General features: G+C 66.2%; 32 protein-coding genes and 1 tRNA gene. 22 read left to right on the forward strand and 11 right to left on the reverse strand.

Annotation, left to right across the window (positions count from 1 at the left end; all coding sequences use genetic code 11):
• The first annotated feature begins 6 nt into the window (after nt 1–6).
• The 12 genes from ACODRZ_RS19890 (at nt 7) to ACODRZ_RS19945 (ending at nt 8,989) form a co-directional block, all read left to right on the forward strand.
• Entirely contained in the window at nt 7–651 is a 645-nt protein-coding gene (locus ACODRZ_RS19890) for a MotA/TolQ/ExbB proton channel family protein (RefSeq protein WP_488970363.1), read from the forward strand.
• Nucleotides 648–1,052: a hypothetical protein gene (locus tag ACODRZ_RS19895; protein ID WP_488970362.1), complete on the forward strand. Its 405-nt coding sequence runs from the start codon at nt 648–650 to the stop codon at nt 1,050–1,052. Before ACODRZ_RS19890 ends, ACODRZ_RS19895 begins: the two co-directional genes overlap by 4 nt.
• 40 nt (nt 1,053–1,092) lie before the next feature.
• Nucleotides 1,093–1,581, forward strand: coding sequence for a flagella basal body P-ring formation protein FlgA (locus ACODRZ_RS19900; RefSeq protein WP_488970361.1), 489 nt, complete (start codon nt 1,093–1,095; stop codon nt 1,579–1,581).
• Nucleotides 1,582–1,686: 105 nt separating this feature from the next.
• Entirely contained in the window at nt 1,687–1,998 is a 312-nt protein-coding gene (gene flgM, locus ACODRZ_RS19905) for a flagellar biosynthesis anti-sigma factor FlgM (RefSeq protein WP_488970360.1), read from the forward strand.
• Between the two features lie 2 nt (nt 1,999–2,000).
• A complete protein-coding gene (locus ACODRZ_RS19910) occupies nt 2,001–2,339 on the forward strand; it encodes a flagellar protein FlgN (protein WP_488970359.1) in 339 nt (112 codons plus the stop codon).
• Between the two features lie 235 nt (nt 2,340–2,574).
• Nucleotides 2,575–3,423: a transglycosylase SLT domain-containing protein gene (locus ACODRZ_RS19915; protein ID WP_488970358.1), complete on the forward strand. Its 849-nt coding sequence runs from the start codon at nt 2,575–2,577 to the stop codon at nt 3,421–3,423.
• Nucleotides 3,420–5,546, forward strand: coding sequence for a flagellar biosynthesis protein FlhA (locus ACODRZ_RS19920; protein ID WP_488970357.1), 2,127 nt, complete (start codon nt 3,420–3,422; stop codon nt 5,544–5,546). Before ACODRZ_RS19915 ends, ACODRZ_RS19920 begins: the two co-directional genes overlap by 4 nt.
• Nucleotides 5,543–6,274, forward strand: a complete 732-nt coding sequence (locus ACODRZ_RS19925; protein ID WP_488970356.1) for a sigma-70 family RNA polymerase sigma factor — start codon at nt 5,543–5,545, stop codon at nt 6,272–6,274. Before ACODRZ_RS19920 ends, ACODRZ_RS19925 begins: the two co-directional genes overlap by 4 nt.
• A 212-nt stretch (nt 6,275–6,486) precedes the next feature.
• Nucleotides 6,487–7,536 (forward strand): ribonucleotide-diphosphate reductase subunit beta, encoded by a 1,050-nt coding sequence (locus ACODRZ_RS19930; RefSeq protein WP_271182071.1) that lies wholly within the window; start codon nt 6,487–6,489, stop codon nt 7,534–7,536.
• Nucleotides 7,537–7,703: 167 nt separating this feature from the next.
• Nucleotides 7,704–8,228 (forward strand): hypothetical protein, encoded by a 525-nt coding sequence (locus tag ACODRZ_RS19935; RefSeq protein ID WP_488970355.1) that lies wholly within the window; start codon nt 7,704–7,706, stop codon nt 8,226–8,228.
• Between the two features lie 51 nt (nt 8,229–8,279).
• Nucleotides 8,280–8,705: an MAPEG family protein gene (locus tag ACODRZ_RS19940; RefSeq protein ID WP_008833131.1), complete on the forward strand. Its 426-nt coding sequence runs from the start codon at nt 8,280–8,282 to the stop codon at nt 8,703–8,705.
• A gap of 29 nt (nt 8,706–8,734) precedes the next feature.
• The gene (locus ACODRZ_RS19945; RefSeq protein WP_488970387.1) at nt 8,735–8,989 is read left to right on the forward strand and encodes a DUF1294 domain-containing protein; all 255 of its coding nucleotides are present in this window, start codon (nt 8,735–8,737) and stop codon (nt 8,987–8,989) included.
• Here the strand turns inward: ACODRZ_RS19945 and ACODRZ_RS19950 are convergent.
• Together ACODRZ_RS19950 and ACODRZ_RS19955 are read right to left on the reverse strand one after the other, a co-directional pair.
• Nucleotides 8,986–9,360: a DUF4870 family protein gene (locus tag ACODRZ_RS19950; protein WP_488970354.1), complete on the reverse strand. Its 375-nt coding sequence runs from the start codon at nt 9,358–9,360 to the stop codon at nt 8,986–8,988. The genes ACODRZ_RS19945 and ACODRZ_RS19950 overlap by 4 nt on opposite strands.
• Nucleotides 9,361–9,421: 61 nt before the next feature.
• Nucleotides 9,422–9,760 carry a hypothetical protein gene (locus ACODRZ_RS19955; protein ID WP_488970353.1) on the reverse strand — a complete coding sequence of 113 codons (339 nt, stop codon included), beginning with the start codon at nt 9,758–9,760 and terminating at the stop codon, nt 9,422–9,424.
• Nucleotides 9,761–9,891: 131 nt separating this feature from the next.
• On the opposite strand from ACODRZ_RS19955, the gene ACODRZ_RS19960 reads away from it, so the two are divergent.
• The 5 genes from ACODRZ_RS19960 to dut are packed head-to-tail and all read left to right on the forward strand — an operon-like array spanning nt 9,892 to nt 15,200.
• The gene (locus ACODRZ_RS19960) at nt 9,892–10,650 is read left to right on the forward strand and encodes a class I SAM-dependent methyltransferase (RefSeq protein ID WP_488970352.1); all 759 of its coding nucleotides are present in this window, start codon (nt 9,892–9,894) and stop codon (nt 10,648–10,650) included.
• Between the two features lie 7 nt (nt 10,651–10,657).
• Nucleotides 10,658–12,223, forward strand: coding sequence for a 2-polyprenylphenol 6-hydroxylase (ubiB, locus tag ACODRZ_RS19965; RefSeq protein WP_488970351.1), 1,566 nt, complete (start codon nt 10,658–10,660; stop codon nt 12,221–12,223).
• Nucleotides 12,190–13,350: a hypothetical protein gene (locus tag ACODRZ_RS19970; protein ID WP_488970350.1), complete on the forward strand. Its 1,161-nt coding sequence runs from the start codon at nt 12,190–12,192 to the stop codon at nt 13,348–13,350. Before ubiB ends, ACODRZ_RS19970 begins: the two co-directional genes overlap by 34 nt.
• Nucleotides 13,351–13,387: 37 nt before the next feature.
• Nucleotides 13,388–14,746, forward strand: a complete 1,359-nt coding sequence (locus tag ACODRZ_RS19975; protein ID WP_488970349.1) for a bifunctional phosphopantothenoylcysteine decarboxylase/phosphopantothenate synthase — start codon at nt 13,388–13,390, stop codon at nt 14,744–14,746.
• Entirely contained in the window at nt 14,730–15,200 is a 471-nt protein-coding gene (dut, locus tag ACODRZ_RS19980; RefSeq protein ID WP_488970348.1) for a dUTP diphosphatase, read from the forward strand. The genes ACODRZ_RS19975 and dut overlap by 17 nt, the downstream gene beginning before the upstream one ends.
• A gap of 1 nt (nt 15,201) precedes the next feature.
• Here the strand turns inward: dut and ACODRZ_RS19985 are convergent, their stop codons facing one another.
• The 3 genes from ACODRZ_RS19985 to ACODRZ_RS19995 all read right to left on the reverse strand — a co-directional run bounded on the left by ACODRZ_RS19985 (nt 15,202) and on the right by ACODRZ_RS19995 (nt 16,371).
• Nucleotides 15,202–15,333, reverse strand: a complete 132-nt coding sequence (locus ACODRZ_RS19985) for a hypothetical protein (RefSeq protein WP_488970347.1) — start codon at nt 15,331–15,333, stop codon at nt 15,202–15,204.
• A 38-nt stretch (nt 15,334–15,371) separates the two neighbouring features.
• Nucleotides 15,372–15,554, reverse strand: a complete 183-nt coding sequence (locus ACODRZ_RS19990) for a hypothetical protein (RefSeq protein WP_488970346.1) — start codon at nt 15,552–15,554, stop codon at nt 15,372–15,374.
• A 130-nt stretch (nt 15,555–15,684) separates the two neighbouring features.
• Complete coding sequence (locus ACODRZ_RS19995; RefSeq protein ID WP_488970345.1) at nt 15,685–16,371, reverse strand: DUF4136 domain-containing protein; 687 nt, start codon at nt 16,369–16,371, stop codon at nt 15,685–15,687.
• A gap of 217 nt (nt 16,372–16,588) precedes the next feature.
• On the opposite strand from ACODRZ_RS19995, the gene ACODRZ_RS20000 reads away from it, so the two are divergent.
• Entirely contained in the window at nt 16,589–17,245 is a 657-nt protein-coding gene (locus ACODRZ_RS20000; RefSeq protein ID WP_488970344.1) for an MOSC domain-containing protein, read from the forward strand.
• A gap of 151 nt (nt 17,246–17,396) precedes the next feature.
• Here the strand turns inward: ACODRZ_RS20000 and trpS are convergent, their stop codons facing one another.
• The 3 genes from trpS to secB form a co-directional block, all read right to left on the reverse strand.
• A complete protein-coding gene (gene trpS, locus ACODRZ_RS20005) occupies nt 17,397–18,416 on the reverse strand; it encodes a tryptophan--tRNA ligase (RefSeq protein WP_488970343.1) in 1,020 nt (339 codons plus the stop codon).
• A 195-nt stretch (nt 18,417–18,611) separates the two neighbouring features.
• The gene (murJ, locus tag ACODRZ_RS20010; RefSeq protein ID WP_488970342.1) at nt 18,612–20,183 is read right to left on the reverse strand and encodes a murein biosynthesis integral membrane protein MurJ; all 1,572 of its coding nucleotides are present in this window, start codon (nt 20,181–20,183) and stop codon (nt 18,612–18,614) included.
• 180 nt (nt 20,184–20,363) lie between these two features.
• Complete coding sequence (secB, locus tag ACODRZ_RS20015; protein WP_488970341.1) at nt 20,364–20,879, reverse strand: protein-export chaperone SecB; 516 nt, start codon at nt 20,877–20,879, stop codon at nt 20,364–20,366.
• Between the two features lie 343 nt (nt 20,880–21,222).
• Between secB and ACODRZ_RS20020 the strand changes: the two genes are divergently transcribed.
• From ACODRZ_RS20020 to ACODRZ_RS20030, 3 genes are all read left to right on the forward strand, one after another.
• Entirely contained in the window at nt 21,223–21,912 is a 690-nt protein-coding gene (locus tag ACODRZ_RS20020; protein WP_488970340.1) for a Tim44/TimA family putative adaptor protein, read from the forward strand.
• 115 nt (nt 21,913–22,027) lie between these two features.
• Entirely contained in the window at nt 22,028–23,278 is a 1,251-nt protein-coding gene (gene mltA, locus ACODRZ_RS20025; protein WP_488970339.1) for a murein transglycosylase A, read from the forward strand.
• Complete coding sequence (locus ACODRZ_RS20030; protein ID WP_488970338.1) at nt 23,275–23,853, forward strand: Smr/MutS family protein; 579 nt, start codon at nt 23,275–23,277, stop codon at nt 23,851–23,853. Before mltA ends, ACODRZ_RS20030 begins: the two co-directional genes overlap by 4 nt.
• Nucleotides 23,854–23,914: 61 nt before the next feature.
• Here ACODRZ_RS20030 and ACODRZ_RS20035 read toward each other — a convergent pair whose 3' ends face one another.
• Together ACODRZ_RS20035 and ACODRZ_RS20040 are read right to left on the reverse strand one after the other, a co-directional pair.
• Nucleotides 23,915–24,052 (reverse strand): hypothetical protein, encoded by a 138-nt coding sequence (locus ACODRZ_RS20035; RefSeq protein WP_488970337.1) that lies wholly within the window; start codon nt 24,050–24,052, stop codon nt 23,915–23,917.
• 154 nt (nt 24,053–24,206) lie between these two features.
• Nucleotides 24,207–24,280 (reverse strand) — tRNA-Cys (locus ACODRZ_RS20040).
• 181 nt (nt 24,281–24,461) lie between these two features.
• Between ACODRZ_RS20040 and mobA the strand changes: the two genes are divergently transcribed.
• Nucleotides 24,462–24,992, forward strand: coding sequence for a molybdenum cofactor guanylyltransferase (mobA, locus tag ACODRZ_RS20045; RefSeq protein WP_488970336.1), 531 nt, complete (start codon nt 24,462–24,464; stop codon nt 24,990–24,992).
• Nucleotides 24,993–25,007: 15 nt separating this feature from the next.
• On the opposite strand, the gene ACODRZ_RS20050 is transcribed toward mobA, so the two are convergent.
• Nucleotides 25,008–25,547 (reverse strand): winged helix-turn-helix domain-containing protein, encoded by a 540-nt coding sequence (locus ACODRZ_RS20050; RefSeq protein ID WP_488970386.1) that lies wholly within the window; start codon nt 25,545–25,547, stop codon nt 25,008–25,010.
• Nucleotides 25,548–25,615: the final 68 nt, after the last annotated feature.

The raw sequence follows: 25,615 nt of genomic DNA on the forward strand, positions 1-25,615 counted from the left end.
GGCTGAATGCTTTTCCAGTCCCTGTTCGACCCGCTCGGCGCATCGATCGTCGTGGGGGGCACTTGCCTTGCCACTGTCCTGCGCTGCGGGCTGGGCGATACGAGTGCGGCGCTCGGCGCGGCCGGGCGATTGTTCCAGCCGCGCTTCAAGGCCTCGCGGGCCAGGGCCGAGCTGGCGGTGCAGGTGCAGGAAATCCAGCAGGACGGCGTCATTCGCGCCGAACCGCACCACGTCGGCGATGCGGAGATCGACGATGTCACCGACGCCCTGATCGGCTCGCGCTCGATCGAGGCGCTGCAGGAGGCGCACGTGGCCCACAAGCGCCGCCGCCTGCGCGAAAGCCGCCGCGCCATCCGCACGTTTGATCAGGCTGCTGAGCTATCGCCGGTGTTCGGGCTTGCCGGGACGCTGGTGTCGCTCACGCGGCTGCCCGCCAATCCGGATGCGGCGGCGGACTTTACGAGTGCGATCTCCATGGCGGTGCTGACGACCCTTTACGGCCTGCTGCTCGGCAACCTGCTGTTCGCCCCGGTCGGTCGAATGATCGCGCGTCGCGCGGCGCGTGAAGAGGGAGAGCGCCGGCGGGTGCTCGACTGGCTGGAAAGGCAAGTGGCGGGCGCGTTGCCGCACACTTTCGGACCAAAGCGGTGAAGAACGGTGGCTATGGCTGGCAGACCTCGCTCGCCGATCTCGCGCTGATCCTGTTCATGCTCTCGGCGGCGGCCCTGCACCAGCGTCCGCCAGCGAAAGGGCCGGAACGTGCCTCGCCGCAGTCGGAGCCGGTGGCGGTCTACGAAGCCGCGCGCGATGCGCCTGGCCTGGACGAATGGCTGGCGCAGCAGGCTGCCGATCCGCGTCAGCAACTGACCATCACCACGCGGTATGGGCGCCAGCCCGGCGCGCGCGAGGCCGCCCTGCGCGAAGCCGCGCGCCTTTTGGCCGAGGCCGGGCAGGCAGGCCGCGCCGCGCGCATCGTCGTCGAGCCGGGGGCGGGGCCTGCGCGGGTGGCGCTGGCATACGACACGCCGAATGGCACGGGACTTGCTCCCTGAGGCGCAAACCCGTTCCCCGCCTTGGAGGTCGCTCCTTAGAATGTCCCTAAGTCTCGTGGTGCTTGCCGCCACCGTTTCGGCGCAGTTCGCCGATCTCGATGCCATAGACCGGCAGGTCGTTGCCTTTACCGGCGCCCAGATCGGGCAGGCAGGGGGCGCCGTCACGCCTGTCGATCGCCGTCTGCGGCTGCAACCCTGCCGCACCGGCATGGCGCTGTCGTGGCGCACGCCTGCGCAGGACAGCGTCGTAGTCCAGTGCGGCGATGCGGGCGGCTGGCGCATCTTCGTGCCGGTCCGCAGTGCAGGAGGGGCGGCGCAAGCCGGGCCGATCGCAATTGCGCGCGGCGATGCCGTGTCGATCGCCGTCTCGGGAGAGGGCTTCACCGTCTCCCAGCCCGGCGAGGCGATGGAATCCGGCCCGGTGGGCGGATGGATCAAGGTCCGCCCGGTCTCCGGAACGGTAGCGCGCGGTGACGTGATGCGCGCACGGATCGAGCGACCGGGGCTGGTCTCCGTGCCCCTGCCGTAAGATTGCCGCTTTCCGGCAAAATTCTGCCGCCGTAATTTTGACGCCGTCTTAATAAACCGCCGCCCTTGCCGTTCTGGGGTTCAGGACATCTCAAGGAGCGGCAACATGCCACCAATCGAAGTGGGGTCTGCGCAGCGCGTCGGCGCTATCGAAAGCAGGCCCACAGAGACCAGATTGGCCCGCGTGACGGGCGGTGACACGACCACGACCGTCGCGAAGGCGACGACCAATTCACCCGTCTCGGCGGCCCCGTCGATCGAGACTTCACAGGCGCTGGCGGCCGGCAAGGCCCCGGTCGACACCGACCGCGTCGCACTCATCCGTCAGGCGGTGGAGTCCGGGAACTATCCCTTGGTCCCGGCCAAGATCGCCGACGCCATGATCGCGGCCGGAATGCTGCTGAGGACAGGACACTGATGATGACTTCCGACCTTCGCGAGAGCCTGCGGCAGATGCTTGCCGTTCTGGAAGAGGAACGGCAGGCGCTTGCCGCTCTCGACCTCGACGCGATCGTCGGGACCACGCGCAACAAGGACCGCCTTTGCGGGGCGCTGGAGAACTTTGGCGACCCTTTCGGCGCGCCTGAACTGGACGAGGAATGCCGCTCGATGCTGGACGCCGCGCGGCGGCTGAATGAGGTCAACCGGCAGGTGCGCAACATCATCGCCGCCAACGTGTCGCGGCGTCTCAACGCGCTGACCGGGAGCCCGCAGCTGTACCGAATTCCCAAGGGCTACGCGGCTATGGCGCGGGCCTGAAGGGCGCACAAACTCGGCGATAAACCACCCGTCATCCCAGATTACACCCGTCATCCCAGCGAAAGCTGGGACCGCTGGCCGTGGACAGCCGAACCCTCGGCAGGACGCCCTGACGCCAGCTCTCGCCTAAAGAATTGCCAGCGGTCCCAGCCTTCGCTGGGATGACGGGCGTTTTTCCATCTGGCACACCTCTTGCTGAAACCGCCCGGCAACCTCTTTAGCCGGGAGCAGTATCTTGAGTGACGGACGGGTTCTCAGCGGTCTTGGCACGCTGGCGGCGGCAGGCGCGCAAGTGCGCGATGCCATAGCCAGGGCCGCGCAGGCCACCGGGGTCGATTTCGACTACCTGCTGGCCCAGGCCAAGATCGAGTCCAGCCTCAACCCCGCAGCCCGCGCCAGCACCTCCAGTGCGGCGGGGCTCTACCAGTTCACCTCCGGCACCTGGACCGCGACGATGGGCCGCCACGGTGCCGAGCACGGCATGGGCTGGGTCAACGACGCACTCTCCACGCCGACCGGCCGCGCGCAGGTCATGGCAATGCGCTATGACCCGGAAGTCTCCGCGCTGATGGCGGGCCACCTCGCCGCCGACAACCGCGCCGACCTCACCGCCCGGCTGGGGCGCGAGCCGGATGCCTCCGAACTGTACCTCGCGCATTTCCTCGGTTCGGCCGGGGCGGGCAAGTTCCTCGAGGCGCTGGCCGCCGACTCCACCCAAAGTGCTGTTGCGCTGCTGCCCAAGGCGGCGGCCGCCAATCGCGGCATCTTCTTTGCGGGCGGCGCGCCGCGCTCGGTCGGCGGGGTCATGGCGCTGATCCGCGACAAGGTGCAGGGCGCGATGGAGGGGGGCTATACGTCGTCCACGACGATAGACTGGGCCAACCCGCAGATCGGCTACCAGACCGCCGGGCTCGACGCCCACGCCGGGCCGCTCGCGCGTGAGTTCCACCAGAACCAGCCGCAAACGGCTGCGCCGCAGCGCCCGATGTCCGAGACGCTTGCCGCCGCTTTCGGAGGCTCCAGCACGTCCGCTCCCGATAACGTCCGCGCCGCCTATGCCAAGCTCGCGAGGCTCGGTCTGTGAACCTGCTTGCACGGATCGGCAATCCGGGGGCGATCGCGCTTCCGGCGGGTATTCTCGTCCTCATCTGCCTGATGATCGTGCCGGTTCCGGCGATCGTGCTGGACGTCTCGTTCGTGCTCAACATCGCGCTGTCGGTGGCGGTGCTGATGGCGGCGATGAACGCGGAAAAGCCGCTCGACTTCTCGGCCTTCCCTTCGGTCCTGCTGTTCGCGACGCTGCTGCGCCTCGCGCTCAATGTCGCCTCCACCCGCGTCGTGCTGGTCCACGGGCACGAGGGCGAGGCGGCGGCGGGCAAGGTGATCGAGAGCTTCGGCGCCTTCCTGATCGGCGGCAACTTCGCGGTCGGGATCTTCGTGTTCCTGATCCTGATGATCATCAACCTCGTGGTCGTCACCAAGGGCGCAGGCCGCGTCTCCGAAGTCTCCGCGCGCTTCACGCTGGACGCACTGCCGGGCAAGCAGATGGCGATCGACGCGGACCTCGCCGCCGGGCTGATGACCGCCGATGAAGCCAAGGCCCGCCGCCGCGAAGTGGCGACCGAGGCCGACTTCTACGGCTCGATGGACGGCTCCTCCAAGTTCGTGAAGGGCGACGCCATCGCTGCGCTGCTGATCCTGGGCGTCAACATCGTCGCAGGCTTCTGCCTCGGTATGATTAGCCACGGGCTGTCCGCATCGCAGGCCGCGCAGACCTACATCACGCTGGCCATCGGCGACGCGCTGGTGGCGCAGGTGCCTGCGCTGCTGCTATCGATCGCGGCGGCCATCATCGTGACGCGCGTGTCCGACAGCCGGGGCCTTGCCGGACAGATCGGCGGGCAGTTCGCCTCGCCCGGCACGTGGCTCCCGGTAGGCGTGGTGCTGGCCGCGATCGGGGTGATCCCGGCGATGCCGCAGTCGATCTTCCTACCCGCCTCGGCGATGGCGTTCTGGCTCTGGCACAGCCTCAAGAAGCGCGCCGACCGCGCTCTGATCGCACCGGTGGTGGAGGACTTGCCCGAGGCCGCGCCCGACCCTTCCAGGATCACGCTGGAGGACGTTTCCGACCACACCCTCGTCACCATCGAACTGGGCTATGGCCTCGTGCAGCTGGTGGACGAGCGGCGCGGCGCCCCGCTGGTCAGCCGCGTGACCGGCGTGCGCAAGCAGCTGAGCCAGAGCTTCGGCTTCATCGTCCCGCAGTTCCGCGTGCGCGACGCGCTCGACATGCCGCCGCACGAATATCGCATCGTGCTGGGCGGGGTGAACCTCGGCGGCGCGATGGTGCGGGCGGAGAGGGTGCTAGCCATCGATGCCGGAGAAGCCCGCCCCGGCAGCGCCCTGCGCGGCGAGTCCTGCTTCGACCCCAGCTTCGGTTGCCCGGCGATGTGGATCGACCCCGCCGCGCGTGATCAGGCGACGGCGGACGGGTTCCTGACCGTCGATCCGGGCACCGTCATCGCCACCCACCTCAACCAGCTGCTTTCGGCGCGGCCACAGGACCTGCTCGGCCCCGATCAGGTGCGCGCGCTGATCGAGGCGCTCAAGGAGCATTCGGCGGGCCTCGTCGAGACGGTGACGCCGCAACCGCTGAGCCTCGCCGCCGTCACCCGGCTGCTGCGCGCGCTGCTGGAGGACTATATCCCGATCGCGCATCTGGTGCCGATCTTCGCCAGCCTTTCGCGCGCCGTGCAGCAGACGGTGGATCACGACCGCCTCGTCGAACTGGTGCGCGCGGACCTCGGCGCGCTGATCGTCGGGCGCGTCTGTTCGCCGACGCAGCGGCTGCCGGTGGTGACGCTCGACGCCGGGCTGGAGGGCGCGATCGTGCAGGGCATGGTCGATCCCGCGACCGGCCAGCCGGTGATCGAGCCCGACCTCGCCCGCATGATCGGCGAGCGCATCGTCGCGCTCGGCGACATGCGTGGGTCGCACGCCCTGCCGCTGGCGCTGGTGGTGCAGCCGAGAGCCCGCCGTGCGCTCGCCGCGCTGCTGCGCTTGAGGGCGCCGGGGTGCCTCGTCCTCTCGATTTCCGAACTGCCCGCGACCCAGCCGATCGAAGTGATCGACGTGATCGGCGCCGCCGCCCCGCCCCATGAGCCGATGGGCCTTCCCGCCCCCGATGAAGAGAGCATGGCCGCATGAATATCGACCAGATGTCCTTCTCCGCACGTAGCGCATACCGGGGCGACGTGGCCGACCGCGTCAGGCGCTTCCTGCCGATGGTCAAGCGGCAGGCCTGGCATGTCCACGGCACCGGGCGGCCGGGAATCGAACTGGAGGATCTGGTGCAGGTCGGCCTCGTCGCCCTCACCGAATGCGCGCAGAAGCATGATCTGCCGACCGAGGACGGCTTTGCCGCCTATGCCAAGATGCGGGTGCGGGGGGCGATGGTCGACCTCGTGCGCCGCGCCGCGCCGGGCACGCGCGGGACGTCGGAGCGTCGCCGCATGCTGGCCCACAAGGAGACGCAGTTGCGGGGCTGGCTCGGCCGCGATCCGAGGCCCGACGAACTGGCGCAGGCGATGGGCATGGGCGAGGGCGAACTGGTCTCGCTGCAGGACGCCGCTCGTCCGATGCGCTTCGAGCCGATCGACGAGGTCTATTCCGACCATTCGATGACTTTCGCCACGGAAACCCCCGACAGCTTCGCGATGCTGGCCGACGCCGAGATGCGCGGCGCGGTGATCGCGGCGATCACCGACCTGCCCGACCGGCTGAAACTGATCGTGCAACTCTACTTCGTGGAGGAGCTGAACCTTGCCGAGATCGCCGAGGTCTTGCAAGTTTCGATCCCGCGCGTGCATCAACTGAAAGCGCAGGCGATCGACAAGCTGCGCGAGAGCCTGAAAGGCGTCGCCGAAGTCCTCTGACCGGCGCAATCCGGGGATTCGTGCGAGGTCGGCGAAATTAATCACACCCACAACCCCTTGGGGCTGCACTTTTTCCTTGCCCCCACATATTCCTGTGGGAAGATGATTCACGCACTCGATTTGCGCGCGATCTTGCCTATCTCTGGCCTTTCCGCCCAAGCGTGAAAGCGTTGTGGGCGAACGCAATTTCAGACGATCCACCGGAGCCGCCCATGTCCCTTCTCGAAGCCCGCAAGACCTACAAGCCCTTCGAATATCCCTGGGCTTACGACTACTGGAAGATCCAGCAGCAGGTCCACTGGCTGCCCGAGGAAGTGCCACTGGGCGAGGACTGCCGCGACTGGGTGCAGAACATCTCGGAGCATGAGCGCAACCTGCTCACCCAGATTTTCCGCTTCTTCACGCAGGCCGACGTGGAAGTGCAGGACTGCTACCATGAGAAGTACGCGCGCGTCTTCAAGCCGACCGAGATCAAGATGATGCTGACCGCCTTCTCCAACATGGAGACGGTGCACATCGCGGCCTATTCGCACCTGCTCGACACCATCGGCATGCCCGAGAGCGAGTACGGCGCGTTCCTTGAGTACTCGGAACTCAAGGACAAGCACGACTACCTGCAGAAGTTCGGCGTCGACAACGACGAGGACATCGCCCGCACCCTGGCGATGTTCGGCGGCTTCACCGAGGGCGTGCAGCTCTTTGCCAGCTTCGCGATGCTGATGAACTTCCCGCGCTTCAACAAGATGAAGGGCATGGGCCAGATCGTCTCGTGGTCGGTGCGCGACGAATCGCTGCACTGCGAAGGCATCATCAAGCTGTTCCACGCCTTCTGCGAAGAGCGTGGCTGCCTCACCAAGGCGGTAAAGGACGACATCGCCGACCAGTGCCAGACGACGATCCGTCTCGAGGACAACTTCATCGACCTCGCGTTTGAACTCGGTCCGGTGCCGGGCATGACGCCCAAGGATATCAAGAAGTACATCCGCTACATCGCCGACTGGCGCCTCGGCCAGTTGGGCATGAAGCCGATCTACCTCATCGAGGATCACCCGCTGCCCTGGCTGCAGCCGCTGCTCAATGGCGTCGAGCACGCCAACTTCTTCGAGACGCGCTCCACGGAATATTCGAAGGGCGCGACGCGCGGCGACTGGAACACCGTGTGGGCCAACTTCGACTCGCGCAAGAAGGTGCGCGCGAACGACGAGCCGCTGGTGGACGACGGTTCCGAGCCCGGCCTGTTCGGCGAAGTGGCGGCGGAGTAAGTCGCATTGGATCGGGGGATGGGGGGAATTTTCCCGCCATTCCCTTCGTCCTGGCGTCTATTTCTCGGCCTCTGTCGGATGTTTCCGGCCTCCCGCAGCGGGTAGTCCTTGGCAACCGGCACACTCCATGCGCATTTCTCCTGAGAATCTTGTTCGGAGAAATGTCCGTGCCTCGTACCTTGCTGCTGCTGAGCGCGCTTGCGCTCGCTCCCGCACTCACTGCCGCGCCGGCGCTCGCCGAAGCGCAGGCCCCCGTCTCCGCCGAGAGCAAGGCGGGCAAGCGCGCCCTGCTTGACGAGAATGCGGTGACCGTGCGCAACGTGTCGCGCGCCGAACTCGTCTACGGATTGCCGCTCGTCGATGACGACGGGATCGCCATCGGCACTGTCGAACGCCTCGCCGGTAACGAGGTGATCGTGTCCGACGGGACGGCCGAGTATCGGGTGCCGTTCACGCAGGTCTATGCCTTTAGCAAGGACGGCGCCGACCATTACGCCAGCCGTACTCCGAAATCCCGGCTGACGCCCGAGCCGATCGTCGCTTCCGCACCGCCTCCGCCGCCGACCGATGCCGACGAGGACTGGGAGAAACTGGGGCCGGAAGGCGGGCCGCTCCCCGACGACGAGGCTGAACCGGCGGTGCCTGCGCCTGCGGATGCGGCGCCGGATACGGCTGCAACGCCCGGCAACTGACCGGGCGATACCCGCTCCCTTACGCGGAACCATCATGAAGGAGGCCGCCGCATGTCCCATAACCCGACCCTGATTTTCCTGCCGATGCTGGTGGTGGTCGCGCTGACGTTCGTGGCTTTCGTGCGCATGGCGGTCGCCCGCACCGGTATCATCAAGTCGATGGATCCCGACTACTACCGCGCGCACATCGGCCCGCCCGAGCCCGAAAGCGCCCGCGCGGCGGTGCGGCACTATGACAACCTGTTCGAACTGCCGACGCTGTTCTACGCCGCCTGCCTCACCGCTTTCGTGGTGGCGGTCGTGGGACGCTGGACACTGATCTTCGCCTGGGGCTACGTCGCCGCGCGGGTGGTGCAGAGCCTGATCCACATGACCTACAATAACCCGGCGCACCGGGGCGGGGCCTTCGTTCTGGGCATGCTGTTCACGCTCGCCTTGTGGATCAACCTTGCGGTGTCGATCTTCGCCCGCCTGTGACCGGCCTGAATTTGACGCAGGTTCTATGGATGCTGGCGGCGGGGCTCAACCTCGTCGCCTTCGCTGCTTTCGGCATCGACAAGGCCCGCGCGCGGCAGGGAGAACGGCGTATCCCGGAAGCGCGGCTGCTGCTTCTGGCGCTCGCGGGCGGGACGCCCGGCGCTTATGCCGGGCGCCGGGCCTTCCGGCACAAGACGCGCAAGCAACCCTTCGTCGCTCAGCTTCACACCATCGCCGCGGTGCAGCTGGCGGGTCTGGCGTACCTTGCGTACGGGGCGTTCTAAACCAGCCAGCTGCCCGGATTGGGCATCGGCACCTGCTTCTGCGCGTTGAGGATGCTCATCACGCAGCGCACGATCACCAGAACCGACACCGCGATCAGGATCGGGATGCCGATCAGCACCAGCGTCAGGATCGTGCCCACGACCATGCCGAGGAAGAACAGCCAGAACGTGCGGATCGCATATTCGTAATGCGACACCTCCCACGCGGCCTTCGCATCCCCGCGCCAGGCATAAGCGAGCACGACGCCGACGATGCCCGTCACTCCAGTCACGTAGGATGCGAGATAGAGCAGGTTGATGATCGTCGGCTGGTTGAAGTCGAAACCCGACTTGGGCGCCGAACTCGCGGGTTTTGGGTCGAAGTCGGTCATTGGTTCGTCCTCCTGTTTTCCCCTGAAGGGAGGGTGCTTTCATTGGGCCGGGCTGGCAAGTTCACTGCGCCTTCTTCCGTTCGCGTGCTTTGACGCGGCGGATCTTGGCGAGGTCGCCTTCGAGGATCGTCAGTGCGTCGCGCTCCGCTTCGGAGAGCCGGGCCGTGTCGAAATGGGCGATCAGCACTTCCAGGGCATCGCCGATCCGGCCCAGTTGGCGGCCGTAACTGCCGACTTCATCGAGGATCGCGCGCTCGGTCTCGGGGTACTTGGTCTCGCCGATGTTGACGTTGACCAGCCCGACCTGCGAGCCCTCGAACGTCCAGGTCCAGGGATTGATCGCCTGCCACAGCTTCTCGGGCGCGAGGCTGAAGGTGGGCTGGAGGGACATTTCGGCCATCGCGTTTCTCCGGGAAAGGGGATGCGGACAAGAATGCCGCAGGCGGCGGCGCCTGTGCATGACGAATCCCGTCACATCCTTGCGGTAAAAGCGGTGGCGCAGGCGCGCCCGGCCGTTTAGAGGACTGCGCCATGAGCAGCGAAATCAGTGGCCAGGCCGGCCCCGAAACCGTTTCCTTCGGCTATGAAGACGTCGCAGCCGAGGACAAGGAAAGCCGCGTCGGCGCCGTCTTCTCCTCCGTCGCGCGCAAATACGACGTGATGAACGATGCCATGTCGGTGGGCATGCACCGCTTGTGGAAGGACAAGTTCGTGCGCCGCGTGCGCCCGCGTCCCGGCGAGCAGATCCTCGATATGGCGGGCGGCACCGGCGACATCGCCTTTCGCATGGAAGCCGAGGGCGCGGTCGTCACCGTCTCGGACATCAACCAGGACATGCTCGACGTCGGCATCGAGCGCGCCATGGAACGCGGCATCGATACGCTGGTATGGTCGCGCCAGAACGCCGAGGAACTGAGCTTCCCGGCCCACTTCTTCGACGCCTACACGATCGCCTTCGGCATCCGCAACGTCACGCACATCGACAAGGCGCTGGCCGAGGCGCACCGCGTGCTCAAGTTCGGCGGGCGCTTCTTCTGCCTCGAATTCTCGACCACCGAGTGGCCGGGCTTCAAGGAAGTCTATGATGCCTATTCGCACAAGCTGGTCCCCAAGATCGGCTCGATGATCGCGGGTGACGCGGATTCCTACCGCTACCTGATCGAATCGATCCGCCGCTTCCCGCCGATGCCGGAATTCGAAGGGATGATCCGCAAGGCCGGGTTCAAGCACACCAAGGTCGAGCCGATCCTCGGTGGCCTCGTCGCGATCCATTCGGGCTGGAAGGTCTGACGATCCGGTGACTTCCACCCCCGTCCACATCGCGCGTCTCCTCAAGTGGGGCCGCGTCCTCGCGCGCCATGGGGCGCTGCGCGGGATCGAGAACGACCGCAATGCCCCGGCGCCGGTCAAGCGCCTGTGCCGGATTGCGCGCTTCGGCACGCGCCAGCCGGCCGAGCCCGACTATGCCGGCGCCTTCCAGGAGATCGGCCCCGCCGCGATCAAGCTGGGGCAGGCGCTCGCCACCCGGCCCGACCTCGTCGGCGAAGGCCCCGCGCACAACCTGCTGACCTTGCAGGACAGCCTGCCGCCCGTGCCCTTCGCGGCGATCCGCGCGCAGATCGAGAGCACCTTCGGCCGCCCGATCGAGCGCATCTTCGCCTCGATCGAGGAGACCCCAGTGGGCGCCGCCTCGATCGCGCAGGTCCACCGCGCGGTGACGCCGGACGGGCGCTACGTCGCCGTCAAGGTGCTACGTCCCGGCATCCGCGAGCAGTTCGCGCACGACGTCGAGACTTATGAATGGGCCGCCGCTCATCTCGAGGCGCTTGGCAACGAGGCGGCGCGGTTGCGTCCGCGTGCCGTGATCGCGAACCTCAAGCGCTGGACCCAGCGCGAGTTCGATCTTCGCCGCGAAGCCGCTTCGGCCTCCGAACTCGCCGATGCGATGAAGGGGATTGAGGATTACCGCGTCCCCGACATCGACTGGGACCGCACCAACGGCTCGGTGCTGACGGTCGAGTGGATCGACGGCATCAAGATGAGCAACCTCGCGGCGCTGCGCGAGGCGGGGCACGACATGCCCAAGCTCGCGCGCAGGCTGGTGCTGACCTTCCTGACGCAGGCGATTTCCTGCGGGTTCTTCCACGCCGACATGCACCAGGGTAACCTGTTCGTGCAGGGGGCGCCGGAGCACACCACGATCGTTGCGATCGACTTCGGCATCATGGGTCGGATCAATCGTCAGGCCCGTCTGTGGCTGGCGGAGATCCTCTACGGCCTGACCACCGGCAATTATCGCCGCGTCGCCGAGATCCACTTCGAGGCGCAGTACGTCCCCAGCTATCACACGGTCGAGGAATTCGCGACCGCGCTGCGTGCCGTGGGCGAGCCGATGCGCGGCAAGCCGGTGTCGGAGCTTTCGGTCGGGCAGATGCTCGACGGACTCTTCGCGATCACCCGCGATTTCGACATGGCGGTGCAGCCCCACCTGCTGCTGCTGCAGAAGACCATGGTGATGGTCGAGGGTCTGGCCACCGCGCTCGATCCCGAGATCAACATGTGGGACGTCGCCGCGCCTTTCGTGAAGGACTGGATCCGCGATGAACTCGGCCCCGAGGCGGTGATCGTCGACCGGGTGCGCGAAGACCTCGAAACGCTGATGCGCCTGCCCGCGCTGGTGCGCCGGATCGAGGACCGCTTCCCGCCCAAGGGCGGCGCGCCGGAACAGGCCCCGCTGCCGGAAGTCGAACTGATCTGGGAGCGCCGTAAACGCGAAAGTAACCACTGGGGGGGCTATGCTCTGGCCGCAATCCTTGGGGGCGCGGCGGCGTGGGCACTGACGTACTGGACTCTGTTGAACTAGACCGGGGCCGCTTCGCGCGGCTCTCGCCCGGCCTTGCCCGGCTGGTGCTGGCGCTACTGGCGCTGGTGCTGGCCGCCTCGATGATCGCGCCGACCAACAAGCCGGGCAACCGCTCGCCGTGGGAGGGCGCGGTCGAAGGGCCGGTGGACGCGCAGGGGCAGGCGGTGATCACCCCGGACAAGCCCTATGACGAAGACCTCGCGCTTTACGAGGTCGCCATCGCCCGCATCCAGAAGGGGGAGAACTACTACGACTTCATCGTGCCCGAGCAGAGGTCGCGCAACTATCCGGTGAACCCCGGCATCGCGGTGCGGCTGCCGACGCTGGCATACATCGATGCGATGCTCGGCGAGCGCGGGCAGATGGCCGCGGCGATGGTGCTGATGCTGGCGATCATCGCAGTGTGGTGGCGCCGTCTCGGCCTCGACGGCGAGGATGGGGGCCGTACCCAGCGTTTGGGTGCCGCTATGGTATTCGTGGGTGCCTCCCTGCAGCTCAACCGGCACTATTTCCCGCTCCACGAACTCTGGGCCGGTGGTCTGATCGCGCTTTCCTTCGGCCTCCACCGGATCGGCAGGGAGGGGCAGGGCGGACGCTGGATCGCGGCTTTCCTCTGCGCCGCTCTGGCCTTGGCGATCCGAGAACTGACCCTGCCTTACGTGCTGCTCATGACCGCCTTCGCGCTGTGGAACCGCAACTGGCGCGAAAGCGCGGCGTGGATCGCGCTGATCGCGGTGTTCTTCGCGGGGCTAGCCTGGCACCTCTCGATCATCGCGAAGGACGTGCTGCCGAGCGATCCGCATGGCCCTTCGTGGCTGGTCCTGCGCGGCATGGCGGGCTGGCTGGTCAATGTCGTCCAGTCGAGTAACCTGCGCTGGCTCCCCCATTTTCTTGCCGGGCCTGCGGTGGTGCTGATGACCTTCGGCTGGCTCGGCTGGCGTAGCCGCTCGGGGCTGGCGGGGTTCCTGCTTTGCGCAGGCTACGGGCTCGCGTTCATGATCGTCGGGCGGTGGGACAACTTCTACTGGGGTGCGATGATCGCCCCGGTCATGTTCGCGGGGCTGGTTTTCGCGCCGCGCGCGTTGATGCAACTGGTCGCGGCGGCGAGAGGTCCGGTGCCAAACTGATTGCGCCCACCTCCGCGCTGTTGCAGAAGCCCCAGTCATGAACGGACCGCGCATTCTGCTGATCGTGGGCGGCGGCATCGCTGCGTACAAGGCCTGCGAACTCGTGCGCATCATCCGCCGCGAAGGCGGCTCGGTGACTTGCGTGCTGACCGAGGGGGGCGCCAAGTTCGTCACTCCGATGACGCTCGCGGCGCTATCGGAAAACCCCGTCCACACGACGCTCTGGGACCTCAAGAACGAGGCCGAGATGGGCCATATCCAGCTCAGCCGCCAGGCCGATCTGGTCGTCGTCTGCCCGGCGACGGCGGACCTGCTGGCGAAGATGGCGGCGGGCATGGCAGGCGATCTAGCCACCACCCTGCTGCTGGCGACCGACAAGCCGGTGCTCGCGGTCCCGGCGATGAACGTGCGCATGTGGCTCCACGCCGCGACACAGCGCAACGTTCAGACCTTGCGCGATTCCGGCGTCGAGGTGATGGAGCCCGACGAGGGCGCGATGGCCTGCGGCGAATACGGCCCAGGCCGCCTGCCCGAACCGGCGGAAATCTGGGAGCACATCGCCCGCTGCCTCGGCCATGGCCCCGAAGGTATCGTCGGTGACGAGCCGGGCGGCCTTTCCGCCACGATGATCCCGCGCGGGCCGCGTGCCATACCCGCCAGCACTTCGCCGCTGGCGGTCAAGGGCAGTGCCCGGGCGGCGCCCGCCACTGATCCCGGCGCGCTCGAACTGATCCCGCTCTCCGACGAGCCGCTGCGGCTTTTCGGCAAGCACGTCCTCGTCACCGCCGGGCCTACGCACGAGCCGATCGACCCGGTGCGCTACATCGCCAACCGTTCCTCGGGCAAACAGGGCTTCGCCATTGCCGCAGCCGCCGCCGAGGCGGGGGCGCGGGTGACGCTGGTGGCAGGGCCGGTCCACCTGCCGACCCCGCCGGGTGTCGACCGCGTCGATGTCGAGAGCGCGCTGGAGATGGCCGCTGCCGTCGACGCCGCGCTGCCCGCCGATGTTGCGGTGATGGTCGCCGCCGTCGCCGACTGGCGCGTGGTGCGCTCGGCCGATCAGAAGCTCAAGAAGGACGGTGGCGCCATCGCCCCGCTCGAACTGACCGAGAACCCCGATATTCTCGCCGGTCTGGCCCATGGGCTGCGCCGTCCGCCGCTGGTCGTCGGCTTCGCGGCCGAGACGCAGGACGTTATCCGCTATGCGCAGGCCAAGCGGCTGCGCAAGGGCGCCGACTGGATCGTCGCCAACGACGTTTCTGGCGACGTCATGGGCGGCGACGCCAATACCGTCCACATCGTCATGGCCGACGAGGTGGTTTCCCTTCCCGAAATGCCCAAGGGGGACGTCGCGCGCGCCCTCGTCGAAAGGATTGCCGATGCACTCGCCGAATGAAGTCCCCGTCATGGTCAAGGTCCTGCCGCATGGGCAGGGGCTGGACCTGCCCGTCTACGCCACCGAAGGCGCGGCGGGCATGGACGTGGTCTCGGCCGAGGACGTGACGATCCCGTCCGGCGGGCGTCATGCGGTGGCGACGGGCCTCTCGGTGGCGATCCCGGTGGGGTACGAGATTCAGGTGCGGCCCCGTTCGGGTCTTGCCCTCAAGCACGGCATTTCGGTGCCCAATTCGCCGGGGACGGTGGATTCGGACTACCGCGGCGAGGTCAAGGTCATCCTCATCAACCACGGCGCGGAAGGCTTCGACATCCGCCGCGGCGACCGCGTTGCACAGCTGGTGCTGGCGCCGGTGACGCGCGCCTCGTGGGTGGCCGTCGATGAGCTGGATGAAACGGCGCGGGGTGAGGGCGGTTTCGGCTCGACCGGCGGCGTAGTCGCGCTGGGGAGCTGATTCAGGTGGCGGAGCTGAACACTCCGCCCCGCCACAGCAAGGCCCCGATCACTGCGACGAGCGACAGGATCAGCGAGGCGCATCCAACCCAGCCATAACGGTGGTGGATCGCTTCGGCGGTTGCTTCGATCAAACCTTCGAAGATCCATTCAACGAGCCAGGACAAAAGCGTCAGTCCTTGCCCTTCCCGTCCCGCTCACGCCGGGCCTTGCGCCATTTCAGGCCATACCAGCCCGCGCCGCCAAGCCCGCCGATCATCATCGCGCCCTTGGCAAGCGTCTCGAACGCAGCACTCAGGGCGCCGATGGTGACGCCCCAGAACAGCTGCGAGAGGATGGCCATGAAATTATGCATCAACAAATCCTATGGAGCGCCAGATAGCGCTTGACGCCCCATAGCAAAAGGACGGGCCCGCAATATTTCAGCGGACCCGTCCCTCGGTGTCTCCCACTCTTCGCAGGGGGGAGCCTGTCAGATTGCGTGCTTATTTCTTCTCGGGCGCGACTGTAATGCGCACGGTCTCACCGGAGTTCCCGGGGAAATTCGTGAACATCGCTTCCACCAGATTGGGCACGACATACTGCAGGCGATTGGAGGTCGAGACGGCTTCCGCCTTGCCTTCGAAGAGGCGCTGGCCGTCGGCGGCGCGGTCGATCTTCAGGTCGATGCCGCTGGTGTAGATGGTGTAGGACTGGATGCCGTTGTCGAAGAACGGATCATACCAGCCATAGCGCCACGGGCCGCCCCAGCCGAAGCCGCGACCGTAGAACCCGCGGCCGTAGAAACCGCCGCCATAGGGACCCCAGCCGCCCCACGGGCCGAACGCGCCTGCGCCCATGCCGGTGCTGCGCACCCGCTCACGGCCGTTGTCGACGCCGTAGTCGAAGCGCACGATCAGCGTGGCCTTGGCCGGGTCTTCCACCGGGGTGTATCCCAGCTTGGCCATGCGATCGCCCACGAGCGAGGCGTACTGGCTGAATTCAAGCCCGCCTGCGAGCTTGGGATTGTCCGCCACGATGGCAAAGCTCTGGCCCTGTGGGGCGGGAAGCTGCGTGGCGAAGCGCGAAACGTCGGCCTTGAACGGCGTCGCGCACGCGGCGAGCGCCATGAGCAGCATGGCGGCAGCGGCCATTTTCAGCCTGCCGAGCTGCGATCCGGAATGGTGTGTCATCATCTTTGCTCCACGAACCCGAAGAGATCCTGACGCCCCACTCCGGCGCAGCCTTCGATTCCTTTAACGATACTGTCGTGAAATAAACGCCCTGAATAGAGGTTGAATGGACTTGGGTGAGCGACGGACCGTTCCGTCGGTTCATCCCGCATCCACCGCCCCGGGGTTGGCTTCGCGGCTTGATCGCGTTTCGTTCATGTAGGAATAAAGCACCGCCATGACGAGTCCGTTCCCCATTCTTTCCGTACTTTGCGGCAAGGTCGCTCCGTTTCGCGGGCACGATGAGCCGAGCGCCATCGCCAAGACGCCTGCGGAGGGCCGGGTGCGCGTGCACAGACTGGGCCTCGAAGGCGACAGTCAGGCCGATCTTTCGGTCCACGGCGGCCCGGACAAGGCGATTCATCACTATCCCCACGACCACTACGACTGGTGGCGTGAGGCGATCGGCGACCATCCGCTGCTCGCCGATTACGGTGCCTTCGGAGAGAATATCGCGACTGCCGGGCTGACCGAGGATGCCATCTGCATCGGCGACCGCTGGCGCATGGGCACCGCGCTCGTCGAAGTGAGTCAGGGCCGCCAGCCATGCTGGAAGCTCGACCACCGTTTCGACGGCGCGAAGGTCAACGCCGGGTGCGTGAAATCGCGCCGCGCGGGCTGGTACTACCGGGTGATCGAGGATGGCGAGGTCGGCGCGGGCGATGCGCTGGAACTGGTCGACCGGCCGTTCCCGGACTGGAGCGTGCGCCGGGTCTTCGGCCTGCTCATCGCCGGTGAGCACAAGGGCGACCCGGAAGGGCTGGAAGCGCTGGGCGCAGTCTCCGCGCTCGCCGAACCGTGGGTCCGGCGACGCGCGAAGCTGCTGGGGCTTTAGAGCCCGTCTGCAAATCCGCTGCAGGCGGATTTGGCGGCACCGGCCCTCTCCCCCACCCGACCACCCAACGATAGTACCCTATGGGTGGTCGGGTGGGGGAGAGGGCCGGTGCCGCTACGAAAATGCCCATCGGGCATTTTCCAGACGAATTTTAACCCCGCACGAGGCCAAGCGCCTCGTAAGTCTTCTCCAGCGTCGGGATCGCCAGTTCGCGGGCCTTGGACGCGCCCTTGCACAGGATCGCGTCGAGGCGTTCACGGTCTTCGCGCAGTTCGAGGAAGCGGGCGTTGATCGGCGCCAGCTTTTCGACCAGCAGTTCGCCCAGCGCGGGCTTGAACTTGCCGAAGCCTTCGCCGCCGAACTCGGCCAGCACCGCCTCGACCGTGGTGCCCGCCATCACCGCGTAGATCGCGACGAGGTTCTTCGCCTCGGGCCGACCTTCGAGGCCGTCCTTCTCCGAAGGCAGCGGCTCGGGGTCGGTCTTGGCCTTCTTCACCTTCTGCATGATGGCGTCGGCGCTGTCGGTCATGTTGATGCGGCTCATGTCCGACGGGTCAGACTTGCTCATCTTCGCGGTGCCGTCACGTAAGGACATGATGCGCGCGGCCTCGGGCGGGATGAACGGCGCGGGCAGGGTGAACAGCGGGGCGTCTTCGGCACAGAAGTCGTTGTTGAACTTCTGTGCGATGTCGCGGGCCAGTTCGAGGTGCTGTTTCTGGTCCTCGCCCACCGGCACGTGCGTCGCCTGATAGAGCAGCACGTCGGCGGCCTGCAGCACCGGGTAGGTGAACAGCGCGACGCTGGCGCCCTCGCGGTTCTTGCCCGCCTTGTCCTTCCACTGCGTCATGCGGTTGAGCCAGCCCATGCGCGCGGTGCCGTTGAGCAGCCACTGCATCTCGGAGTGCTGGGGCACCTGCGCCTGGTTGAACAGGATCGAGCGGTCGGGATCGAGCCCGCAGGCCACCAGCGCGGCGACCATCTCGCGCGTGTTGGCGGCGAGGTCGGCGGGGGTGTGCGGCATCGAGATCGCGTGGAGGTCGGCCAGGAAGTAGAGGCACTGGCCGCCCTCGGCGGTGACCTCGTCCTGCATCTTCACCCAGTTGCGGATCGCGCCCAGGTAATTGCCGAGGTGCAGGTTGCCGGTAGGCTGGATGCCGGAGACGATACGCATGGTCGCGTCCTTAAGTCAGTTGTCGATGGATGTGAGGTTTGCGTGCCGGGAGGGCACGAATGCAGGCGCGCTCAGCGCGCGGCCGAACGCCATCGCCCTGAAGGCGAAGCAAGCGCATGAGGCGCAAGCGGGGAAGAGATCGCACGATCCTGCATGGCCGGGGCTCATAGCACGTTCGCGCATCGATGGAACCCTTCAGGCGGCGCGCTTGCGGCGGCGCAGGAGGGCGAGGTCGGCGCGGGTGAAGGCGCCGGTCGCGACGGCCGCGACGGCGTAGACCGCGCAGCCCGCCGAAACGAGCACTGCCAGCGCGATTCCCCGCACCAGCCAGGTTCCGTGGACATAGGGCATCATCAGGTCCTGCCCGAACCACAGCGCCGCGCCCATCGCCACGGCGGCGAGCGCCAGTCTCGGCCCGCGCCGCTTGAGCCGGGCATCGACGGTGAAGTGCCCGCGCTTCACCAGCGTGCGGTAAAGCATCGCCACGTTGAGGGTGGAGGCCAGCGCCGTCGCCAGCGGCGGCCCCATGTGCTGCAGCGGCACGATGAGCGCTAGATTCCCTACGAGGTTCGCCACCATGGAGATCATCGCGTAGCGCACCGGCGTCTTGGTATCCTGCCGCGCATAGTAGCCGGGCGTCAGCACTTTTACGAGGATGTAGCTGGGCAAGCCGATCGAGAACGCGGCCAGCGCCTCGGCCGTGCGGGCGACGTCGTTCGCGTCGAACTTGCCGTAGCCGAACAGGGCGGCGGCGATCGGCCCCCCGCAGACGATCAGCGCGACGGAGGCGGGCAGTGTGAGCAGCAGCGCGAGTTCGAGGCCGCGGTTCTGCGTCTCCATCGCCGCCGTTTCTTCGCCGCCGCTAAGCTGGCGTGAGATCGTCGGCAGCAGCACGGTGCCAAGGCCAATGCCGATCAACCCGAGCGGAAGCTGGTTCAGACGGTCAGCCAGATAGATGTAAGTCACCGAACCGTGAACCAGCAGCGATGCAGCCAGCGCGGTAGAAATCATGAGGTTGATCTGCATGGCGCCTGCTCCGGCAGCGGCGGGCAGAATCAGTTTCATCAGCTGCCTTACGTCCTGGTTCCACTTCGGCATGCGAAGTCGCATCGACACGCCGTTGGCACGGCAGGCCCACATGAGCCAAAGCAATTGCAGGACGCCCGAAATCGAGACGGCGATGGCCTGGTTGCGTGCAGTGATCAGGGCGTCGGCTGAGTGGAAGCCCAGAATGGCCACAATCTGTGTCAGGTTGAGGAGGATCGGCGCCGCGGCGTTGACCCAGAACTTGTTCAGGGAATTGAGAATGCCGCCCAGCAGCGAGACGAGGCTGATGAAAGCGAGATAGGGTATCGTAATCCGGCTCAGCTGCACGGCATAGGCGAATTGTTCCTGGCTGACGCCGTTGAACTTGCCCGAAAGCAGGAAAGTCACCGGCCAGGCGAAGATTTCCAGTACCACCGTCATGGCGATCAGGATCGGCAGGAGTACGGCCAGCGCTTGCTCTGCAAAAGTGATACCAGCCGGGAGGCCGGGGCCGTCCTTGTCCGCGACCTTCTTGTTGAACATCGGGATGAACGCCGATGCGAAGGCGCCCTCCGCGAAAAGCGCGCGGAACATGTTGGGCAGCCGGAACGCGATCAGGAAGGCGTCGGAAGCGAAGCCCGCGCCGACGAAGCGGGCGAACAGGCTGTCGCGGGCAAGCCCCAGCACACGGCTGGCAAGCGTCAGTCCGCCGACGCTGGCGAGGGCTTTTGCGAGGTTCATGCGCGTCCTGTTCCTGTCACGAAACGTCGCCTTCATTCGCGACGTCACCCTGAACTTGTTTCAGGGTCCATTTCGCGGCCTCGACCGGCGGCCTGATCGGCACGATGGACCCTGAAACAAGTTCAGGGTGACGATAGAGTGCAGGGCGGGATGTTTGCATCACCCCGCCTTACCTGAAATTCAGGCGTTGCCGACCGGCTCGCCCATGCCGGCCTCGGCCTGCTGCGCCTGCGCCTGCAGTTGCTGCACGTAGAGACCGTTGAAGTCGATCGGCTCGAGCATGAGCGGCGCGAAACCGGCGTCGCGCACGGCGTCCGACACGATGCGGCGGGCGTAGGGGAACAGGATGCGCGGTGCCTCGGCGAAGAGGAACGCATGCGACTGGCCCTCTTCGAGGTTGCGCATGCCGACGAGCGCGCAGTAGCTCAGCTCGACCGCGAAGGCGACGCCCAGGCTGGTGCGCGAGGAGCAGGTGATCTTCAGTTCGACTTCGTGGACTTCGCCCTCGATCGCACGCGCGCCGATGTTGAACTGCACGTCGATCTGCGGCTGTTCCTGCCACGAGAACGCTTCGGGAGCGTTCGGATTCTCGACCGAGAGATCCTTGATGTACTGCGAAATGATGCCTGCGGCCGGGGCGCTGTCTTCGCCGTTGCCGAGGTCGAGGTCGGAAATGATGTTGCCTTCGTCGGCCATCTGATCTGTGTCCCGCAATGGAATCTGAAACGTTCAGCGGGGGCGGGTAAAACATTTTGCGGGCGCGGGGAACACCCGAGCGTCGGGAAAATTGTAGAGGTTGTGTCCGGAAGTTGCGCTCGCATCGCCTGGAGGGGCTCGATCCGCCGGGAAAATGCCCCGAACGAGCCACTCATGCGTTGTTCATTTGTAATGCGTACCTATCTGGGGCTATGTTCGAGTGCTAGGCCGAAGACACGTTCGAGTCTTCGAACCGCGCCGGAGTGCGATGTGCCTTTCGGATGGCCCTGTTCGCTGCGGGGTCGGGGCAGGCATGGCGCCACAGAAGGATGGAATTAGGGACGTGACACCGGAAATAGTGATCCTGGCCATGATCGCAGCCTTCCTTGGCCTGCGGCTCTACTCCGTGCTCGGCCGCCGTGCCGAGCATGAGGAAGAGCCCATCCAGGGGCGCTTCGAAGGTCGCCAGGGCCAGAAGCCGGGCGCTCCGCGCGTTTCCGCGCCGCCGCGTCCCGATCAGCGCAGCGACGATCGTGCCCGTGCCGAGCAGCCGCGCCAGCGCGTGGTGCCGCTTGCGCCGCCATCGGTCGAACGTGGCCTTGCCGAGATTTCGCAGGCGGATCGCCGCTTCGACGCGGCCGCTTTCCTTGATGGTGCGCGCAGCGCCTATCGCATGATCCTCGAAGCCTTCTGGAAGGGCGACAAGGCAGAACTGCGCCAGCTTTGCGACGATGATGTCTATGCCAGCTTCGCCGCTGCCATCGATGCGCGCATCGAGGCTGGTGAAACGCTCGACAACCGCCTGATCCGCATCGAGGAAACGAGCTTCACCGCCGCTGGCGTCGAAAATGGGCATGCACGCATCAGCCTGCGTTTCCGCGCCGACATCGCCGCCGTGACGCGCAATGCCGAGGGCCATGTGGTCGCCGGTTCTCTCGACGATGCGATCGAGGCGATCGACGTCTGGACATTCGGTCGCGCAGTGAACTCGCCTGATCCCGACTGGCTCCTGGAAGAGACCGACGAAGGTTGATCCGGGGTTGATCCCCACTTCATCGTGCTGCTAGCCGACTGAGCTTGATCCGCCCCGCGCCACCCTCGGCGCGGGGCGTCTGCTTTGCGGGGAGGGTATATTGGCGCTGGAGAGTATGGCACGGGGCGTCGTGCCGGGCCGGTCGATCCGAGGCACCTTGCGCGCTCTTCTGGTCGTCGGTCTGCTGGCAATGCTCGCTGCTTGCGGCGGCGTCATCCCGAAGACCGGTGGACCAAGGCCCGGGGGGATGCCAACGCTTCCCTCGACGGGGCAGCCGACGTTTCCCTCGCCTCAGAACGCCCTTGCCGCCGGCGTCCGCCGGGGGCCAACGCTGTCTTCGTTGCGGATGGGTGCCGCCGATGCGGCGGGTGCGCTCGCCTCCTTCCGTGAAAGTTGTCCGCGCCTCATCACACGCAACGACGGTAGCGGCCTGACCCGGCCCGAGGACTGGCGGCAGGCCTGCACGGCTGCCGCGAACTGGGGGGGAGGATCGCCGGTGCTGTTTTTCTCCAGTTACTTCGAGACCGCCCGCATCGGTGACGGCAGTTCCTACGCGACCGGCTACTACGAACCCGAGATCGCGGGCGGCCGCTCGCCGCGGCCGGGCTACCCGGTGCCGGTCTACGCCTTCCCTCCCGATCTGGTGCGTGCGAAACCGGGCGATGCCGCGCCTCTCAAGAGCGGTCGCATGCCGCTCGGCCGCTATGCGCCGGACGGCACTTTCACGACCTATTTCGACCGCGCGCAGATCGATGCGGGTGCGCTGGCGGGCAAAGGCCTGGAAATCGCCTGGGTCGCCGATCCGGTGGAGTTCTTCTTTCTGCAGGTACAGGGCTCGGGCCGCCTCGTCGCGCCCGATGGCACCGTTACCCGCATCGGCTATGCAGGCCAGAACGGCTTGCCCTATACCGGGATCGGTGGGCTCATGCGCGATCAGGGGCTGGTCGGTTCGGGGCCGGGACAGTATCCCGGGTCGATGCAGGGTATCATGCAATACGTCCGCGAACATCCCGCCGAAGGGCGCGCGCTGATGGAGCAGAATCGCTCCTGGGTGTTCTTCAAGGTGCTGAACGGCGACGGGCCGATCGGTGCGCTCAATGTGCCTGTGCGTGCAGGTAACTCGGTGGCCGCAGACCCCCGTTATGTGCCGTTAGGTGCCCCTGTGTACCTCGATTTGGATCGCCGGGAGGCGAATGGCCTGTGGATTGCGCAGGACACTGGCGGTGCGATCAAGGGCGTCAATCGCTTCGACACCTTCTGGGGAGCAGGCGCACAGGCCCGCAAGTCCGCTGGCGGCATGAGCGGTCGGGGCAATGCGCTGATCTTCCTGCCCAAGGGCGTGCTGACCCGTATCGGTGCGCAGTGAAACGCCCGGGACGCAGGCTTACGGCGGAGGAAAAGGCGGTCTGGGCGCAAGTCGCTCGTACCGTGAAGCCGCTTGTAGCGCCCCGCAAGCTGGTAGCGCCTGAGCCTGTGCCCGCACCCGTGATTCCGGCACTGGTTGTTCCCCTTGTGCCTGCCAGGAAGGTCAAGGGCCGTATCCCGCCTCCGCTGCCGCCAAAGGCACCCGTGCCGCCGCCGCGCGCGGAAGTGCCTGTGAACCTGGACGGTTCGTGGGAAAAACGGATATCCAAAGGTACGCTGCTCCCTGATTTCAGCCTCGACCTGCATGGTTCGAACCTCGATCAGGCTTACATGCGGCTGATGCACGGACTCGTGCAGGCCAAGGCGATGGGGGCGCGTGTAGTGCTGATCGTGACGGGCAAGCCACGGCCGGTGGATGCTGCGGACCGAGGCAGCGCTCGGGGCGCGATCCGCGCGAAGATCGTAGATTGGCTTGCCGCGAGCGAACACGTCGCGGACATCGTCGCCATTCGTGGTGCGCATCGGCGCCATGGCGGGCAGGGTGCTATCTATGTGGTGCTGAAGAAATGGCGCTGACGCAGCGCTGCCTGACTTATCTGCACGGGACTTATTGAGCACGAACTGCAAGCCATATTGCTCAGGACAAGTCGCGCCGATAATGGCCCTCGTCGATCAACCTGTCGGTGCGTGTATCGCCGATGGCGTTGCGGACCGCCTTGTCCCTGGGCTGCCACTGCATGAATCCCGTGAGGAACGTCAGCGAGAGCTGGGACATCGGCCCGCCCTGATTGCCGGGATTGAGCAGCCGGCGTTCTGCCAGTCGCCAGCGCTGGCAAGGCTCAGGTTTCCGAACGACACCACAGGCCGGTCACTAAACCCGGCAAAACAGCCATTCTCCGGACGTCCGTGGACGTCTCCGGAGAGAGAAATGGAGGCCCGAGCCGGAATCGAACCGGCGTGCAAGGATTTGCAGTCCTCTGCGTCACCACTCCGCCATCGGGCCATCCGGTGTGGAGGAGTGCGCGCCTAGCAACCGATAGAGGGGAGCGCAATGGGATTCGCGCTAGTCGTAGGATTTTGTTTGTGCGGGATCGCGAGAAGGCACCGTGGCAGCCGTGCTTTTGCTTGCGATATGGAAGGACGGGGCGCTTTAATGGTGGTTTACTCGCATGAAAGGCCCATGCATGATTCTAGGAGCAGTCCTTGCCGGCGGTCTGTCCAGCCGTTTCGGCAGTGACAAGGCGCTGGCGGAAATCGGCGGTCGCACGCTGATTTCACTGGCGGTAGATGCGCTTTCGGGCTGGTGCGAGCACGTTGTCGTCACAGGCCGTGAAACAGCGCCGGCGCCTACGCTCCCTGATTGGCCGAGGGCAGGCATGGGGCCACTCGGCGGGCTGGCTGCCGCCTTGCATCATGCGCTGGACGAGGGCTACGAGGCCGTCCTGAGTTGCGGCGTCGATGCTGGGCTTCTGCCGGAGGATTTGCCGCGTTTGCTGGGACAGGCGCCAGCCTATCTTGCCTCGCAGCCGGTCATCGGCTTGTGGCCGGCATCTGCCGCTTTGCAACTGGACGCCTTGCTTGAGAGCACGGAACGCCATTCCATGCGGCGTTTTGGAGAACTGATCGACGCGCGACCCGTCGAGGTCGCCACGCCGATAGCCAATATCAATACGCTCGAGGACCTCGCCCGGATCGCCAATCGACCATCCTATTGAGCAGGTCCGCCAGCCTCACGCGACCGCTTGCTGAGGGTTGGTGTACGGTCCGCTGCCTGAGACGAAGAGAGGCCGCGCATCTTCATCGCTCGGCGTCATCAAGCAGTACCCTCCTGCAGAAGCGGTGGCGATGATGCCTGACATGCCGACGAAACCCAGCTTGCGACGCAGGCGTGACATATGGACGGCGATGCTGTTGGTTTCGGGTACGAAGCCCATGCGCCAGACGTCCTGGATCAGATCCTGCTTGCTCACCGGCTCGCCGGGCGTGTCCGCAAGGCGCCAGATCAGAGCGAATTCGCGCGGATTGAGGTTGAGCGACTTTCCCTGCCCGTAAGCCTCACGCGCGAGGAGATCCAATTCGAGGTCGCCGAGGCGGCGGTGTCGGGGCAGCCAGTGCGTCAGTTCGGCAAGTCGGCAGGCCCGGGCCTCGAATTCGCTGCGGTCGATCGTGTCGGGAACGGCTTCACCGAATCCGGCCTGAAGAAGCTCGGCGCGTTCGCTTGGGCTAGCAGCGCCGATCACGAGGATGAATCGGCGAACCTCGCTGCGCACGGCCAGCAACCATTCCCAACCCCCCGCATCGAGGCGGCCTGCGGACATCACGCCTATGCAGGTGCAGG

Source organism: Novosphingobium sp. FG90, from assembly GCF_057808725.1.